Origin of the sequence: Celeribacter naphthalenivorans, assembly GCF_020524585.1 — a bacterium.
In the GTDB taxonomy this organism is placed as follows: Bacteria; Pseudomonadota; Alphaproteobacteria; order Rhodobacterales; family Rhodobacteraceae; genus Celeribacter; species Celeribacter naphthalenivorans.
Genome location: NZ_JAIVLK010000001.1, coordinates 346,807 through 362,977, shown reverse-complemented (window position 1 = coordinate 362,977; position 16,171 = coordinate 346,807). Strand labels below are relative to the sequence as shown.

Below are 16,171 nucleotides of genomic sequence, written 5' to 3'. Positions count from 1 at the left end.
TGGTGGCGCAATGGCTCAAAAACCGATCACACGCTTTCTCGACAGGCGCACGCCGCCGCATATTTTCACGCTCGTCCTCATGGCCGGTATCCCCGCCATGACCATGAACGTCTTCCTGCCTGCGCTGCCGGAAATGACCGAATATTTCGGCACAGAGTATAGCGTGATGCAGCTCTCCATCGCGATCTTTCTCGCCGTGAATGCTGCGCTACAGCTGGTCGTCGGGCCGCTCTCCGACCGCCTTGGACGCCGCCCTGTTTTGATCGGCGGGATCGTGATTTTTCTCGCCGCCACCCTCGGTGCGATCTATGCCCCATCAGCGCAAATCTTTCTATTGATGCGGGCGGTTCAGGCCGGGATCGTCACCGGCATGGTCTTGTCCCGCGCCATCGTGCGCGACATCGTGCCCGGCGAAGAAGCCGCGCAGATGATCGCCTATGTCACCATGGGCATGTCGCTTGTGCCGATGGTCGCGCCGACCGTGGGCGGCTATCTGACCAAGCTCTTCGGCTGGCAGAGCAGCTTTTGGCTTTTGTTCGCCGTTGGCCTTGTTTTACTGGTGATTGTCATCTTCGACTCGGGCGAAACCGCCCCCAAATCCGGGAAATCCGTACGCGACACCCTGCGTGGCTTCCCCGAGTTGCTGCGCTCGCAACGCTTCCTCGGCTACGCCATCTCCGCCGCCACCGCCTCCGGCGCCTATTTCGCCTTTTTGGGCGGCGCGCCCTTTCTGGGCTCCAATATTTTCCACCTGACCGAGGACCGCCTCGGCCTTTACATGGCGGCTCCCGCCGTGGGCTATTTCTTCGGCAATTTCCTAGCCGGAAAATTCTCCGCCCGCCTCGGCATGAACACCATGATCTTGATCGGCGCGGGCATTTGTTCGCTGGGCGTCCTCGCCTCTCTCCTGCTTTTTCTGATCGACCGCGCCACCGCAGAAAGCTTCTTTGCGCTCATCACGCTTTTGGGTCTGGGCAACGGCATGCAGCTGCCGAATTCCATCGCCGGATCGCTCTCCGTCCGACCCCACTTGGCAGGCACCGCGGCGGGACTGGGCGGCTCGATGTTCATCGGTGGCGGTGCGATCCTGTCGGCCTTTGCAGGCACGGTTTTGACCGAAGATGGCGGCGCGATGCCGCTTTTGGTCATCATGCTCTGTGCGTCTTTCTCGTCCATTCTGGCGGCACTCTGGGTCATTCGCCGCGAACGCAGCTTCGTGGACAACTGACCTCATCGCCACACACTGCACACCTGTGCTGCGACGTTTCTCCTCTTGCCAGACGGGGTTTGCAGTGGCAAATCTTGTTTTGCAAAAGGCGTCACGCCCCCTCCCATGGGGCAAAAGTGAGGAAAAATGGCCCAGCAGAAACTCTATGCCGGAGCAAAATTGCGCGAGACCCGCACGCGGCTCGGCCTCACGCAACGTGCCTTTGCCGAAAAGCTTGGCGTCTCCCTGCCCTATCTCAATCAGATGGAGAACAACAACCGCCCGGTCTCGACCGGCGTGGTTCTGGCGCTCGCACAGGAGTTTGGCTTTGACGTCACCGAGCTGTCCTCGGGCGATGCCGAACGCATGGTCACGGACATGCGCGAGGCGCTGGCCGATCCGGTCTTTGCCGATGGCGCGCCGCCTCTGGCCGATCTGCGGCTTGCGGCCTCGAACGCGCCTGCGCTGGCCCGCGCCTTTCTTGAACTGCACCGCGCCTATCGTCAGACCACCGAGCGCCTCGCCTCGATGGACGAGGCGCTGGACCGCGAAGACAGCCCGGCGCGCGCGAGCCCCTGGGAAGAGGTCCGCGATTTTTTTCACTATTGCGACAACTACCTCGATGCCATCGACCGCGCCGCCGAGAATTTTGCCCGCCCGCATGGAGAGGCCCGCGACGTGGTCCGCGCCGCGATCGAGACGCTCGAGCAAAAGGGCATCACGCTGCGCAGCGGCACGAAGGAACTGCGCCGCTATGACGAGCGCGCCGGCGAGTTGACGATTTCATCGCGCGTCTCGACCGCCACGCGACGGTTCCAGATCCTGCACCAACTGGCCCTGGTCACGCAGGGCAAATTGCTCGACGCGACGCTTGATTTGGCGCGCCTCCAAAGCGAGGAATCCCGCCAGATTGCACGCATCGGTCTTGCCAATTACTTCGCAGGCGCCGCCCTTTTGCCCTATGGCGCGTTCCTGGAAGCGGCGCAGGAAACCCGGCATGACCTAGAAATGCTGGCCGAACGGTTTGGCGCCTCAGTCGAGCAGGTCGCGCACCGTCTGTCGACCCTGCAACGCCCCGGCGCCAAGGGGATTCCGTTTTATTTCGTCCGCGTCGATCAAGCGGGCACGATCACCAAACGCCACTCTGCGACACGGTTGCAATTTGCCCGCTATGGCGGCGCCTGCCCGCTGTGGAATGTGCACCAAGCCTTTGAACGGCCTGGACATTTCCTGCGTCAACTGGCGGAGACGCCGGACGGGGTGCGCTATCTGTCAATTGCCCGCGACGTCTCGAAACCCGGCGGTGCCTTTCATGCGCCGGTGCGTCGCTACGCGATTGGGCTGGGCTGCGAGGTCACCCACGCCTCGGAGCTGGTCTATGCCGACGATCTCGACGTGTCGAAACCGGCAGCCTTTGAGCCCATCGGAATTTCCTGTCGGATTTGCGAACGCCGCGACTGCCACCAACGCTCGATCCCGCCTCTGGAGCGACGCCTGAACATCGACCCGAACGACCGCGGCACCCTGCCCTATCGGATCGACTAGGCGCGACGTTTGCTGGTCAGGTAAATGCCGCCGAGGATCAGGACGGAGGCGAGGACGAACCGCAGCCCCAATGTCTCACCGAGGAAGAGCACCCCGCCCAAGGCGGTGATCAGCGGCACGGAAAGCTGTGCGCTGGCGGCCAGCGGCGCCGCGATCATGGGCAGGACGCGATACCAGAGCATGTAACCAAGTGCGGAGGCCACGCCGCCCGAGAGCAGCGCCATGAGCCAACCGAAGCCTGTGAGGCTCGGCGGGGCGATGAGGAAGACCGCCGGCACAAGAGGCAGCGTACCGATGAAGTTGCGGATGGTGCGCCCGGTGGGCTCTCCGGCGCCTTGACCCAGAAGGCTGTAGACGCCCCAGGCCACACCGGAGAGCGCCATGAGCAGTGCGGCCTTCAAAGGCGGTGCTTGCAGACCCGGGAGCAACAGCCAGACCAAGCCAGCCATGGCCAAGATGACCCCTGCCCCGCCCAAGGCCCCGATCCGCATCCCGCGCGCACGGGCGACGGCCAGCATGGTGACCTGCACTACGGCGAAAAGGATCAGCGCGCCGCTTGCGGCGGACATGGCACGGTAAGAGAGCGAAAAGGCGGCGGCGTAGACAAAGAGCGCTGCAATGGCAGGGGCGTCCTGACGTCTTGGCAACAGCGTATCGCCTCGGAACGTTCCAATGAGCAAAAGCACCAGCGCCCCGGAGGCAAGGCGCACACCCGCGAAAGACAGCGCCCCATTGGCCGGATCGGTGAGCGCCGCGCGGGTCAAAAGCGAATTGGCGGCGAAGGCCACGAGTGTCAGCGCCAAAAGGCCAATGACGCGCAGGGCCTGCGTGCTGTCATATGATGTCCCCATGTCTGATGTCCCCATGTCTCCCCCGGCTCCCCCCGCATGTCCGTTCAGACCATACTGTCGCTTTGGAGCAAAGGCACAAGACGGCAAAGACAACATTCCGGTGAGGGAATGGTGATCTTTGACGTGTAAGACTGATATTTTGAGGAAAAGTGGCGCGGTTGACGGGGCTCGAACCCGCGACCCCCGGCGTGACAGGCCGGTACTCTAACCAACTGAGCTACAACCGCGCATTACCTTTTCAGGCGGTGCCTTTTTCAGGCGTGCCCCGAAGGGCGATAGTCTGGCAGCGATGGCGCGGTTGACGGGGCTCGAACCCGCGACCCCCGGCGTGACAGGCCGGTACTCTAACCAACTGAGCTACAACCGCCCGCTGCCCGATCAAGACCGTGTCCTGAACGTGAGGGGCGTTCTATGGCCGGGGCGCGCCCTCGTCAAGCACGGAATCGCGAAAAAGTGTCAGGTGGGAGAAAAAACTTTGGACGGAGTTTTGTCAGACCCCGGATGACACAACAGCCCCCCTCACAGGTCGCCTGTTTTTGCTGCTTCAGGAAGCGCATTGAGCACCTCATCGACGCGGCCATAGCGCGTCGGATACTGTGTCAGCAAACGCTTCTGCACCTCGGTCAGATCGGGACTTGCTCGCTCACGCGCCAATTTCATCAAAGCGTCCTTGTCCTGAACCACTTTCAAATCAACCGGGACTGGCATCTCTGTGAGCCCGATCCCGAGAAAGTAATCCTTGAACTTGAAATCACCGCCACGCAGCTGACCATGAAACGTCGCCCAGGCGACTGGCACCTTATAGGCATCCGCGATGATCACCCCATGCAGGGAGGTCGACACGATGGCATGACAGGCCACGATGTCGGAGATCACCGTCTCCAAGGGCCGCCGCACATCAATGATCTTCACCCCATCCATCTGCGCAAACTGCGCGCAGACATCCTCGACCTCTGAGTGATGCGGAATAATGCCAAGATCGGCTGTCTCCCCAGGTCGTTCCGGGTCGAAAAAGAGTGGCATCAGACTGCCGGGGTCGCCATAAATCGCGGGGCAATCATAGCCCTGACGGATGCAAATCTCGCGCGAGAGCGGCCCTCTGACCGCATGGATTTCCTTGGGCTCAGGAAAGCGGGTCTTCTCCGTCAGAGCGCCGCTCCCCCAGACAATCGCCTTATGTGCCTGCTTCACATGCCCTAAGACGCTGCCACAGCTGAGAAAAACCTCACCCAAGGGCCCCTTGCCTTTGACACGCCGCGCTTTGCGCCCCGTGATCTTGTGGAAAAGATAGGGGCCGATCCAGTCACCGAAATTCAGGCCCTCTGTCGCAGAGTAAAACCAATAGACATTCCAGGAATTCGTAAAGCCAAACTTGGAGGCAAGCTTGTAGAAGTTGCTCGGCGACGCATTTGCGTAGGACTCTGACGCTTCAAAACGGGGCATTGAATTTCCCTATTCCGTCATACGGCACATACAGACATTTAAGATGCAACGTGCATCGACGCAGAAACGTAAAATACTGGGAAATGGTGGGTCGTGAGAGGCTCGAACGCCCGACATCTTCGGTGTAAACGAAGCGTCAGCCTGCCAACCTATTGTAATCTGGGACAAGGTTCTGTTTTTAACCGATACGACTTCGCACCTTTGCAAGGGGAAGTGCCGTTGGCCAAGTTTATTGAACCAAAGCGCACTTCCTATGTCGCGCGGCGGGTACGCCCTGAAGATCGCTCCCCGCAGAGCGGCAGCAAGTGCCATCTTAAGACGCGACAAATTCGACCACATGATCCTCAACGATCGGCATTCTATGCTGTTCACGACAAACCAGCGTTTCAGGGCCTAAAACAAGATCTTTCCTGCCCCAGTATGACGCAGGCTGCCATAGACAGGCTCGCACATCAAGCAACGCCGAGAGGGGCGGCAGCCTATCGCTGAATTGCCCCCCCATTCCGTCCTTGGCGGCAGACCGCTAACCCTGGTCTATTGGCTGAGACATGACAAAACCCAACCCGATCAGCAGCAGCGTAGAGTAGCTAAATTTACGCCGGAAACTGTTCAACGGATGGGGAGGAGCTCCGTCGTCCATTCCACACGTTGGCAAATCAGGCGCACTTGCTATCGCCCCCGCAGCGAAAGTCGGCAATGCGAGATGGTGCGGCCACTCAATGTGTCGTGGCCTCATTCTGTTTAATGACAGTTGATCAGCAGCAACCGCCCTAAAGACAGATACACACCGCCCCGGTCTTTTTTGAAAGCATGTGCCTGACAGACATTTAGAACGCCTTCTCATAGCCGACACTCAACCCATAGCTTTCGTAGTCATTTGCGCCGATGCCGTCATAGAAACTTGAGATGGATAGGCGCTGATTGCCGGGCAACGTGTGATTCAAACCGAGTTTCACGCTGGCCCGTCCCTCCTCGTAATCCGGGGTGACGCTGCGGGCGAAACCGCTGCCGCCGGTGCTGGACCAGATGCCCGAGATCCCGCCCCAAAGTTCGATGTCACCCTGACGTGCCGGCATCATGATGCTGAAATCCAAACCCGCCTCGATCTGGCCCAGTTTGATCCCCTGAGACGGGATCGTGTTGCCCTGACTATCGGTATATGCGTCCTGATCGTCGGTGGTGTAGGACAGGTCAAAGAAAGGCAACCAAGTGGTTCTGCCCTGCACGACCTCACCCGTGACCTTGAGCTGAGCCAAAAGGCGCTGTGTGTCGAATTCATCCTTGTAGGTGCCGAACGGCGCGATCTTGTTCTGGCTTTCGCCATAGAGCAGGCGTCCTTCGAAATAGAGCGGGTGTTCGGCGCTTTTCGCGACGAAATACGGCCCGACCATCCAGCCCGTGCCTTCAATTTCGGCCTGATCATTGTTTTGCGTGACGTGATCGATCTCGACCATTGCCCCCAAAAGAAAGTTTGGCGTGATCTTCTGATGGGCGCCAATGGCCCCGAAGACATACGTGCTCTCACTGGTGTCGTCCTCACTCCACGCGCCGGCCAGTTCGGCCCAGACCGGATATTCGGGGTTGCTGGTGAATTCAAAGCTCCCTTGGGTGCGGGTCACTTGCGCTCCGAAGGTCCGCCCCCCTGTTCCCGAAAGGAAACGGGTCAGGCCCGGCTGATGACGCAAAAGCAGATTGGCGCGGGTCTGCATGAACTCCGCAATCAGCTTTTGTGTTTCCCGGACAGTGGTATCGGCAATTCTAAGCGTATTGGACGCGGTGTTGTCGTTGCCGGCCACATCCTGAGCGGCGCCCGCGGGGACGGTGACGGTGACCTCACCCGAACCTGCGGCGGTCAGCGTTGCCACATAGGTGTCCCCGCCGCCGCTTAATCCTGAAACGCTTGCGTTGGTCACAGAGATGTCCGCTATTTGCAGGCCTGTCACCGGTTCGGAAAAGGCGATGTCGACATCGAATGTCGTTCCGGGCTGAACCGTGATCGGGGCGGTGGAGATACTGACCCCGGGGGCTGTCATATCCACAGGCGCATTGATCGTGATGGTCACGCTGTCGGCAACCGAGGCGTACCCATCATTATCGGTCACCACCAATTCAAAGATATGTGTGACCGACGCTGCGTTCCATGCCAATGAGGAATCGGTAAATGTCGGCTGCACCGCCGTTGCATCCGACAATTGCGCATTGCTCGCATTGCCGCTGCCCCCGGTACGGGTCCATTGATAGCTGGCGATGGTGCCGTCTCCGTCGCTGCTGCCCGTGCCGTCCAGTGTGACTTGGGCGCCCGAAAGCACCGCCTGATCTCCCCCGGCATCTGCAATTGGCACAGTGCCAGCTACCCCGGAGAGCGTGTTAGAAGCCGCGTTCCCCAAAGAAATACTGTCGATTGCTGCATCTGCCGGAACCGAAACCGAAACCGCACCTGCCCCGGCAGGCGTGAGGGTGAAGCTGTAGGAGTTGCTCGCGCCACTGAACCCCGAGACGGTGCCATTGCTGGTCTGAATATCTGAAGCCTCAAAACCGGTAACCGGCTCACTGAAAGTGGCGGTGATGGTTTGCGGGCCGCTGAAGCTGCTGGCAAGACCGGACAGGGTGACGGTCGGTGCGGGATCAATCAACATGTCTTCTGATACCCTCTGGGTGCCTGTGGCGCCCTGCAGGCCTTCTTTGAGGCGGTACAAGCCATCCCCAAGCTTTACGTATTCAAACTCGAACCCATACCATACTTCATCGGCATAAGACCCTGCAGGCGTGCTCTGAACTAGGTTTCTGACGGATGAAAAGCCGCAGGTGTTTTCCAAGTAGGGTATCGTGATGCTGGTTTTACTGATGAGCTGCCCCCCCGACGCCCCGAAGGAGTACAAATAACCGCCAGCATAGAAGTAGCCTCCCGTTTCCAATCGGACATGTGCGCCTGTGCCATTGCTCTTCACACCAAACCAGCAGGAGCCTAAATATCCACCGCTATAGTTGCCTCCATACCATGTGTCTAGGGCCCGCGCCGGTTTGCCACCTCCGACGAGTAGCACCAGGAGCATCGCGACCCACATCCATGTGATCCGGCCGATCGCTTGCCGATTTCCGGGCCGCATGGCGCCGCTCCGCAGACATGCCGTGTGCCCAGTGATGTGTTCAAAAACGAAATTCCGCATGATGTCAGCCCTCCTCAGGCCCCCCGACGGCCTGCGCCGCGCAAAAAACCTTTGTCTTGCCCATGATCCCCTCATGCGACGTAACAGCAGACTGTGAATGAAGATCAATCCGCGCCGGATCGAGGCGCGTGGTGTACTTGATGGGTCGGCCTGTCCTGCTGACGCCCCCTCGGCCATGCGTTGGCGCGCCGAGGGGACGCATGCACGAGGCAGCAGCGCCCGCCCCCCCCCAAAAAAAACGGGAATAGCGTCTGCCTGCGGCATGATTTGATCAGGAAAGAACGATGCGGTGTGAAGCCAATGCACCGTAGTCTTCAGCATGTTGGAACCTGCCCCGTGGTCTTGTTGGTGGGGCAGATTTCCGAAAAAACGTCAGACCTGAAGATCGGCAGCCCTCACCAGACCGCCCAAATATCTGAAAACCCGCCCCTTTTTGCAGACCGTAGAGAGCGCAAATTGCGCCAACAATTCCCATTTGGGGAGGGGGGCGCGTTTTTTGGGCGCGGCGCCTATCCCGATGTCAAAAGACCGCGCCGTGTCGCCGCGGGAATATCGAAGGGCTGCCCCATCGCCGCCTTCAACAGCCAGTCCCATTCCGCATAGATAAAAGCATGGCCCATATCGGGGAGTTTGTGCAGCCTCACCTGTCCCAGATCCTGTGCAAGCGCCTCGGCTCCGCCCATCGGGTTGATGCGATCGCACATGCCGTGAAACAATTGAACGGGCGCTGTGATCTGGCCCAGATCAACATCAAGTGGCTGGGCGATGAGTTGATATTCCTGAATAAGGCCGTCCATCCCCTGTGAAATGCGTTCTTCGAGCATGTCACGGGACCGTTGCCGGACCATGGGCGCGTTCAGGATGGCCTCTTCATGGGCGCAATCAGCCCGAGCGGCGGCGCGATCACAGAAATTGTCCATATTGTGCAGGATCGAATTGGCCAGAAAAGGAATGACACGGCGCAGGAGCCCCGGCCAGCGGCGGCCGATAATCGACGCGATCTGATAGAAGAAATCCATCTCCTTCCAATTCGGCGCGACGTAGTTGGGGTAGAACACAGACGCCAGCGTAATCCGGTCCACACGGTCGCGCAGGTGATGGGCGGCACCCAGCACCGCAACTGAACCATAGGAATAGCCCAGCAGAGAAAAGCGCGACAGGCCCAGACGCTCGCTGATCATTGCAACGTCTTCGGCATAGTCAGAGGCCGAATGTTGGACGCGAAACGATGACCGAAAGGTGCCGGGCCGACACGGAATGATCAGCCGCGCCCCCAGCCGATCCAGCAATGGTTGATACCGCTCGGGATAGCCAAGGATATCCAGCGCGCCACCGGTCAGAGCATCGAACATGATGAGAGGATAGCCGGATTGTGCGCCAAGGGTGAAAATTTCCAGAGTTTTGCCATCGTCATGTTGCAAGACCTGCCGCGTCTTCAGGGTCTCGGCGTTCGCTGGGCTGTCGTTCGGTATGACCGGCGAGCTGAACAGGATATATTGCAGCAATTCCGATTGCCCACGGACACCCATGCTCTGGCATATATCCTTGAGATACGTGCGCCCCGTTTCATAGCTCGTGCCGCAGTCCTCAGCCGCCCGGCGAAGGTTGCCATGACGCAGAAACCCGGCCAGAAGGCGGGTCTTTGCGGGAGTGAGCGCAAAGTTTTGCCCAACATGGTCGGCAAGCTGTTCGGCGGTTTTGTCAACACAGACCAGGACCCACGCGACGCCCTGTGGCAAAGACCGACTTACCATTTGCCTGCGTGAGAAAAGGATCTGCGCGGGCATTGTCCCCCCGGGTTCGGCACGGATGACCGGGCCTTCGGCCTGTTGAGATGCGGAGATCATGTCCTGAACCTCAGGCCGGTCGGGCAGAAATTTTGGGTTTGGAACATATGCCTGTTTGTCGGATCGGTCCTTTTGCGAGATCAACTCGCCCTGTTCACCCAGAAAAATCATGGAGATACCAAGGTGATCCAGCAGCCGATCTTTCAGTTCGACACTGTTTTCAAGAGCTAACATTTTTTCGGAAAGCGACAATGCCCTGGCAAAGTGGCGCTGAATATCCAGCAAATCTTCTTTTGATACCGGGTCTGCCTGAGTCTTTTCGATCACCTCGAAGACACGCAGGATCATGTCAGGCCACAGCGAGTTGTCCAGGGCGGTATCATAAATCCGATGGACAAGATCCGCCCTGTCCGCATCTTTCGACCAGTCAGACCTATCCTCAGGTTCAACCTCGCAGCGCTCGGGGTTCGCCGTTTCATCTTGTGTTGAGCAGGGTTCGTCGCCTGAAAGATCTGTCATGACTGACCTCCTGTCCTGAGCCAGATTTCCCAACCAATTGAACCTGCTCATCCAAAGCCATAGCCGCCGATAGGACGTGGACCCATAGTAAAGAGATCGGTGCTGATGGGGTCAACAAAGCATTTTTCATCATGTTTACAAAGCCAAATGATGCACAGCGCATATTGGTGATGACCTGCTCTGGAGCACACATTCGCTCAGTATGGATTGCACGTCGGGTAAGGGCCGGTCGCGACATTTATGTAAAACGGGTGGAAAGCGGACCCTCTCTACTCCCGAAAATATTCATTTACACTGGCAAAATCGACAATTCGTCTCCTCATAGGCTGGCGCCAAAATGTTGCGCCACACACCAAGTTTGGCCGTGCTCAGAAAGTGCACATGAGGCCCCGCTGCGCTTGCGATAGTCGGGTGGCGTTGATCCGTCTCGTATGAAGCGCTTCAACGAAGATGCCCGCCGTCGTGGAGGACACTGACGGCGGGCCAAGACAGACATCCGGAGTTTCGCGGCTAGGACGCCTGCCTTAACAGACCCGCCCTTAGCGGAACTTTTGTTTTACCCAGCCCTGATCCCAGTTGGAGACCTGATGGGTGCTCCCGCGCAGCTCTTTGAAGAACCACTTGCCATCCTGCTTCACGAATTGGTTGGTGTAGTTCAATGTCAGCACCACAGCATCCTCTCCGATGGTGCAGAAGCACAAAAGATAGGAATGCGAGGTGGCGCTTTTGCCGTCCTCATGCACATCGACACGCATGTTGGTCACGATGTGGATGGCCCAGGAAATGTGCTTTGACAGTTGACGGAAATGCTCGCGGATTTCCTCGCGGCCATTGTTGGAGCCGCCTTCCCCGTCAACGACCCAAACGCCATCCTCCGTGAAACAGCTCGCGATACCGTCGGGGTTATAGTTGTCGTCGCAATAGGCTGCGTATTGATATGTCAGCTTCTCGATGTCCTGAATGTCCTCAAGACGCTGAATGCGGTGTTCGATATCCATGATTTTCTCCTCCGATTTCTATGGAATTCTGTGGCGGACGCGCGAGGACCGCGCGCCGGCCCGGGGTGCTTAGGCTTCGGGATAGTCGATGTAGCCCGCGCGGCCCGGAATATAGAGCGTGTCGCGGTTGAGCGGCGCCAGTTCCGTGCCCGCTTTCATCCGCGAAATCAGGTCGGGGTTCGACACGAAGGGCCGCCCGAAGGCCACGATGTCCGCACGTCCCGATGCGATTTCCTGCTCGGCGGTTTCGCGTGTGTATTGACCCGCCGCGATGATGAGGCCGGAATAGAGATCGCGCGCCACACCGATCACGTCGGCATGATCGAAAGCCTCCTGCACATCATTGTCGCCCGTGACTTCGGGGCGGATGACATGGACATAGCCCACGCCGGAGGCCTCAGCTTGTTTCACCTGAGCCGTGAAGAGAGCGAGCGGGTCCTCTTCATGCACATCGTTGAAGGTGCCATAGGGCGAGAAGCGCACGCCGATGTTGCCCTTGTCATAGACCGTGGCCACCGCCTCGATGATCTCACGCAGGAAACGCAAACGGTTCTCGTAGGAGCCACCATATTCATCCGTGCGCTTGTTGATGTTCGAAGCACAGAACTGGTCGATCAGATAGCCGTTGGCGGCGTGAATCTCGATCCCGTCAAACCCGGCCGCTTTGGCATTGCGCGCGGTCTCGGCATACATGTCCACGACATACTGGATGTCGTCCTTGGTCATTTCACGCGGCGTCGGAATCTCAACCATGCCGTGCTCGTCGGTGATCATCTCCGTGACGGGTTTGATCGGCGACGGCCCCATCGGATGCGGGTTGTCGGTCGGACGGTTGTAAGCGTGCGAAATGCGCCCCGTGTGCCAAAGCTGAACGACCGCCTTGGCGCCGCCCGCGTGGATCGCGTCGACGATCCCTTTCCAGACCTCGGTCTGTTCGGCATTGTAGAGCCCCGGCGAGCGCGGATAGCCGACGGCGTCCGGCGACATCTGGGTCGCTTCGGTGATCAGCATGCCGCAGGTGTTGCGCTGACCGTAGTATTCGGCGGTGTAATCCGCAGGGACCCAGGTTTTTGCATCGGCCCGAAAGCGCGACATCGGTGCCATGGCAACGCGATTGGTCAGGTCCCAAGCGCCGAGCTTGGCGGGTTCGAACAGCGTGCTTGTCTTGGTCTCTTGATTTGCTTCTGCAACAGTCATGGTTTCCTCCTGTTTTGACTGTGGATTTCAAAAATTGCGAAAGGGGACACGGCGCTCAGGCCGGTCGATAGCCCCCATCCACGGAAAGCGTTGTGGCGGTCACGCCGCTGGCCAGATCGGACAGCAGAAACGCAACGCCGTTGGCGATCTCCGCCGGCTCCAACAGGCGCGCGATCGGAACCTGCGACAGCCAATTGGCCATCATCTCCGGATCGCTTTCTTGCGCCTTTTTCAGAATTTGCGTGGCGGTATAGCCGGGCGCCAATGCATTCACACGGATGCCGTGCGGCGCCCATTCCACCCCCAAAAGCGAGGCGAGATGCGCCACCGCAGCTTTGCTTGTGCCATAGGCAGCGTGACGCTCCGGCTTGACGACGCGAAAGCCGGCAATCGATGAAATCATCACGATGCTGCCGGGCCGACCAGCCGCCTTCATCCGCTTGGCAAAGCTCTGCGCGGTGAAGAAAACGCCATCGACATTGACGCCCATGGTGCGCCGCCAGGACTGCGCATCGTAGTCGAACGCATCGGTCGGCGGCGCGATGCCGGCGTTCGCAACGACACCGTCAATGGGACCCAGACGCGCCTCGGCTTCGGCGGCGGCGCGTTCCACGTCGTCCGCGTCAGAGACATCCATCGCGACGAAAATGGCGCGCCCCTTGTCTTGGGCCGGATCTTGGGGCAAAGCGGCAAGGGCACCCGCCCCATCGGCCCCCGGCAGGTCCGCAAGCACGACATTCGCGCCCGACGTTATCAGCCGTTCAGCGATGGCAAAGCCAAGCCCGCCGGTGCCGCCGGTGATCACGATGTTCTTTCCTTCGAGCGTTTCCAAAATTTTTCCTCCTCTTTAAATCTGCCACGCGATCACGCCTGAGGCCGTCCGCGCAGGGTGGTGTAGATCACCGCCGCGAACACGATCAGCGCGCCTTGGAAAACGTATTGATAGGTCTGCGAGAGCCCCAAAAAGGCGATGGCCGTGAAAATTTCCGTCAACAGAACCGCACCCAGCGCCGTGCCGATAAAGGTGCCGCGTCCGCCGCTTAGGGACGTGCCGCCCAGCACAACTGCGGTGATGCTGGCGAGTGTGTAATTGGTGCCTTGTTGCGGATCGCCGACGCCGATCTGCGCCATGAGCATCAGTGCACCGACGAAGACGAACAGAGCCGTGGCGACATAGCCCAGAATATTGAGACGATTGACGTTCAACCCGATCCGGCGCGCGGCCTCTTCATCAGAGCCAACGGCACGGATTTGCCAGCCGATGCGGGTTTTGCGCAGCACATATTCCCCGACGATCACACAGACGATCAGCGCGACAAAGGCCCAGGGCAGCGGCCCGATCTGTGCGCCGAGGATTGCGGTGACATCGTAGCTGATGTAGCCGCCCGGCCCCTCGCGCATCAGAAAGCTGATGCCCTGAAGCCCCATATACATGGCCAGCGTCGCGGCGATTGGGGTGAATTTGGCGTAGCGCACGAGACTGCCGTTGGCGAGCCCGACGACAACCGCGACGACCAGCATAAGCCCGAACCCCGTCAGCATCGTCGGCAAAGAGGCGCCGTCATTGACAAAGAAAGACGCAATCACCACCGACAACCCGGCCAGTGGCCCAACGGAGAGATCCACGCCGCGCAGCATCAAGACGATGGTTTGCCCCATCGAGATAAAGCACAGCGTCGTGGCCAACATCAGGGTGTTGTAGACATTGAATGACGACAGGAAGTTGGCGTTCTGGCTATAGCCATAGAGCGCAAGGCCGACCATGATCGCCAAAAGCGGAACGACAGGCGCGTTGTCCGATTGCAGGAAATGCCGAAGCGCACCACCTCGCGATCTGTCCGCCCGGCGATCCGCGCCGGTCTCGGCATGATGGTCCGCGCCGACGGCTGCCGCGACGATCTTGGCCTCGACCACATCCTCGCCGGTCAGCGTGGCAACCACCCTGCCCTTCGACAGCACGATCACGCGGTCGCACAGCCCCTCAAGCTCGGCGGCATCCGACGAATTGACGACCACCGGCGTCCCTGCGCCGCTGATTTCGCGCAGGATGCGATACATTTCGAAACGCGCGCCGACATCGACGCCCTGCGTCGGCTCATCGGCGACGATCAACCCCGGCTGTTCCAAAAGCGCCCGCGCCAGAACGACCTTCTGCTGGTTACCGCCCGAAAGCGCCGTGATCTTGGCCTCAAGCCCCGGCGTTTTCACCGACAGCTCGCGGAATGTGTCGACAACAGAGGCATGTTCCTTGCGACGGCTCATGAACCCGAAAGAGGCGAATTTCTCCAAGGCGCCCAAAGCCGCGTTTTCCCGCACGGAAAAGGACTTGGCGACGCCTTCGACCAAACGGTCGGCGGGCATGAAGGCCGCAGCGTGGATCAGGTCTTTATGGCTGAGACGTTGCCCGGCCAGTTTCACCTCGCCACGCGCCGCATCAAGCCCCGCAAGCGCGCGCATCAACTCGGTCTGACCGTTGCCCGCGACGCCTGCGACCCCCACGATCTCACCCGGTCGCGCCTCAAAGGAGACATCGGAAAACCCGTGTCCGCCCAAACCTTTGACGGTCAGATTGGCCTGACCCAGCATCGGCTTGGCCTTCGGCGGGAAGGTGGAGTCGAGCTTGCGCCCGACGATCATGTCCAAAAGTTCGCTGTCGGACAGATCGCGCACCAGACCCGTGCCCGCCACATGGCCATCGCGCAAAACGGTGACACGATGCCCGATCTGCCGGATTTCGGCCAAACGGTGGGTGATATAGATGACCGCCGTGCCTCGGGCCGCCGCCGCACGCACGCGTTCGAACAGCATGTCCGAGGCGTCTTTGTCGAGAGAGGCCGTCGGCTCGTCAAGGATCAGAACTTTCGGATTGGTGGCCAAGGCTTTGGCGATCTCAAGCAGGAGTTTTTGCCCGATGCTCAGCCCCTCTGCCCGCATCTTGAGCGGCACGTCCAACCCCACGGCGGACATGACCTCGCGCGCGACATCTTGAGCCTTGCGCCCCTCGAACAGTTCAGGCGGCAAGGACACCTGTAGGTTTTCCAGAACCGACAGGTCTTCAACAATAGCAGGATGCTGATAAGAAATGGAAATTCCCAGATCTGCCGCCTTCTCCGGCGTTAAGGGAGATGCGACGTGTCCCTCAAAGGTGATCTCGCCGCGATCCGGCTGAAGCACGCCGGAGATAATGCTCATGAGCGTCGATTTTCCCGCGCCATTCTCCCCTAAAACGGCATGGACCTCGCCGGCACGAAACGCGACGGTCACATCGGTCAGGGCGTAGACGCCGGAAAAGGATTTTGTAATGCCCGCCATCCCGATGGTGATGGGCGCCTCGGCCAAAGAATGCACGTTGGTCTCCATATGCGACCCTGTGTTTGCCGCGTCGATATTGCTTGCGATAGACATGACCTACCCCCTCCTCCAGAGCAGTTGGACAATGCGTTTGTGTCCGCGGACC

10 protein-coding genes and 2 tRNA genes are annotated in these 16,171 nt (G+C 59.6%); 2 read left to right on the top strand and 10 right to left on the bottom strand.

Going from position 1 to position 16,171, the window contains the following annotated elements; translation table 11 throughout:
• Positions 1 to 10: 10 nt before the first annotated feature.
• Together LC094_RS01770 and LC094_RS01765 are read left to right on the top strand one after the other, a co-directional pair.
• Positions 11 to 1,228 carry a multidrug effflux MFS transporter gene (locus tag LC094_RS01770; RefSeq protein ID WP_226549622.1) on the top strand — a complete coding sequence of 406 codons (1,218 nt, stop codon included), beginning with the start codon at positions 11 to 13 and terminating at the stop codon, positions 1,226 to 1,228.
• Between the two features lie 126 nt (positions 1,229 to 1,354).
• Positions 1,355 to 2,752 (top strand): helix-turn-helix domain-containing protein, encoded by a 1,398-nt coding sequence (locus LC094_RS01765; RefSeq protein ID WP_226549619.1) that lies wholly within the window; start codon positions 1,355 to 1,357, stop codon positions 2,750 to 2,752.
• Here the strand turns inward: LC094_RS01765 and LC094_RS01760 are convergent.
• From LC094_RS01760 to LC094_RS01715, 10 genes are all read right to left on the bottom strand, one after another.
• Positions 2,749 to 3,603: a DMT family transporter gene (locus LC094_RS01760; RefSeq protein ID WP_226549616.1), complete on the bottom strand. Its 855-nt coding sequence runs from the start codon at positions 3,601 to 3,603 to the stop codon at positions 2,749 to 2,751. The two genes, LC094_RS01765 and LC094_RS01760, sit on opposite strands and share 4 nt — an antisense overlap.
• Before the next feature lie 150 nt (positions 3,604 to 3,753).
• A tRNA-Asp gene (locus LC094_RS01755) sits at positions 3,754 to 3,830 on the bottom strand.
• Between the two features lie 63 nt (positions 3,831 to 3,893).
• A tRNA-Asp gene (locus LC094_RS01750) sits at positions 3,894 to 3,970 on the bottom strand.
• Between the two features lie 152 nt (positions 3,971 to 4,122).
• A complete protein-coding gene (locus tag LC094_RS01745; protein WP_226549614.1) occupies positions 4,123 to 5,046 on the bottom strand; it encodes a polysaccharide pyruvyl transferase family protein in 924 nt (307 codons plus the stop codon).
• An 827-nt stretch (positions 5,047 to 5,873) separates the two neighbouring features.
• Positions 5,874 to 8,213, bottom strand: a complete 2,340-nt coding sequence (locus tag LC094_RS01740; RefSeq protein WP_226549612.1) for an Ig-like domain-containing protein — start codon at positions 8,211 to 8,213, stop codon at positions 5,874 to 5,876.
• Positions 8,214 to 8,722: 509 nt separating this feature from the next.
• Complete coding sequence (locus LC094_RS01735; protein WP_226549611.1) at positions 8,723 to 10,570, bottom strand: alpha/beta fold hydrolase; 1,848 nt, start codon at positions 10,568 to 10,570, stop codon at positions 8,723 to 8,725.
• Between the two features lie 488 nt (positions 10,571 to 11,058).
• Positions 11,059 to 11,517, bottom strand: coding sequence for a nuclear transport factor 2 family protein (locus tag LC094_RS01730; RefSeq protein ID WP_226549609.1), 459 nt, complete (start codon positions 11,515 to 11,517; stop codon positions 11,059 to 11,061).
• A gap of 69 nt (positions 11,518 to 11,586) precedes the next feature.
• On the bottom strand, positions 11,587 to 12,714 hold the full coding sequence (locus LC094_RS01725) for an alkene reductase (RefSeq protein ID WP_226549607.1): 1,128 nt from the start codon (positions 12,712 to 12,714) through the stop codon (positions 11,587 to 11,589).
• 55 nt (positions 12,715 to 12,769) lie between these two features.
• Positions 12,770 to 13,546 carry an SDR family NAD(P)-dependent oxidoreductase gene (locus LC094_RS01720; protein WP_226549605.1) on the bottom strand — a complete coding sequence of 259 codons (777 nt, stop codon included), beginning with the start codon at positions 13,544 to 13,546 and terminating at the stop codon, positions 12,770 to 12,772.
• Between the two features lie 32 nt (positions 13,547 to 13,578).
• Positions 13,579 to 16,119: an ATP-binding cassette domain-containing protein gene (locus LC094_RS01715; protein WP_226549603.1), complete on the bottom strand. Its 2,541-nt coding sequence runs from the start codon at positions 16,117 to 16,119 to the stop codon at positions 13,579 to 13,581.
• Positions 16,120 to 16,171 lie beyond the last annotated feature (52 nt).

What these genes read in the sequence shown, in the direction of transcription:
- LC094_RS01770 (WP_226549622.1), top strand. Translation starts at nt 11, where the DNA reads ATGGCTCAAAAACCGATCACACGCTTTCTCGACAGGCGCACGCCGCCG.
- LC094_RS01765 (WP_226549619.1), top strand. Translation starts at nt 1,355, where the DNA reads ATGGCCCAGCAGAAACTCTATGCCGGAGCAAAATTGCGCGAGACCCGC.
- LC094_RS01760 (WP_226549616.1), bottom strand. Translation starts at nt 3,603, where the DNA reads ATGGGGACATCATATGACAGCACGCAGGCCCTGCGCGTCATTGGCCTT.
- LC094_RS01745 (WP_226549614.1), bottom strand. Translation starts at nt 5,046, where the DNA reads ATGCCCCGTTTTGAAGCGTCAGAGTCCTACGCAAATGCGTCGCCGAGC.
- LC094_RS01740 (WP_226549612.1), bottom strand. Translation starts at nt 8,213, where the DNA reads ATGCGGAATTTCGTTTTTGAACACATCACTGGGCACACGGCATGTCTG.
- LC094_RS01735 (WP_226549611.1), bottom strand. Translation starts at nt 10,570, where the DNA reads ATGAGCAGGTTCAATTGGTTGGGAAATCTGGCTCAGGACAGGAGGTCA.
- LC094_RS01730 (WP_226549609.1), bottom strand. Translation starts at nt 11,517, where the DNA reads ATGGATATCGAACACCGCATTCAGCGTCTTGAGGACATTCAGGACATC.
- LC094_RS01725 (WP_226549607.1), bottom strand. Translation starts at nt 12,714, where the DNA reads ATGACTGTTGCAGAAGCAAATCAAGAGACCAAGACAAGCACGCTGTTC.
- LC094_RS01715 (WP_226549603.1), bottom strand. Translation starts at nt 16,119, where the DNA reads ATGTCTATCGCAAGCAATATCGACGCGGCAAACACAGGGTCGCATATG.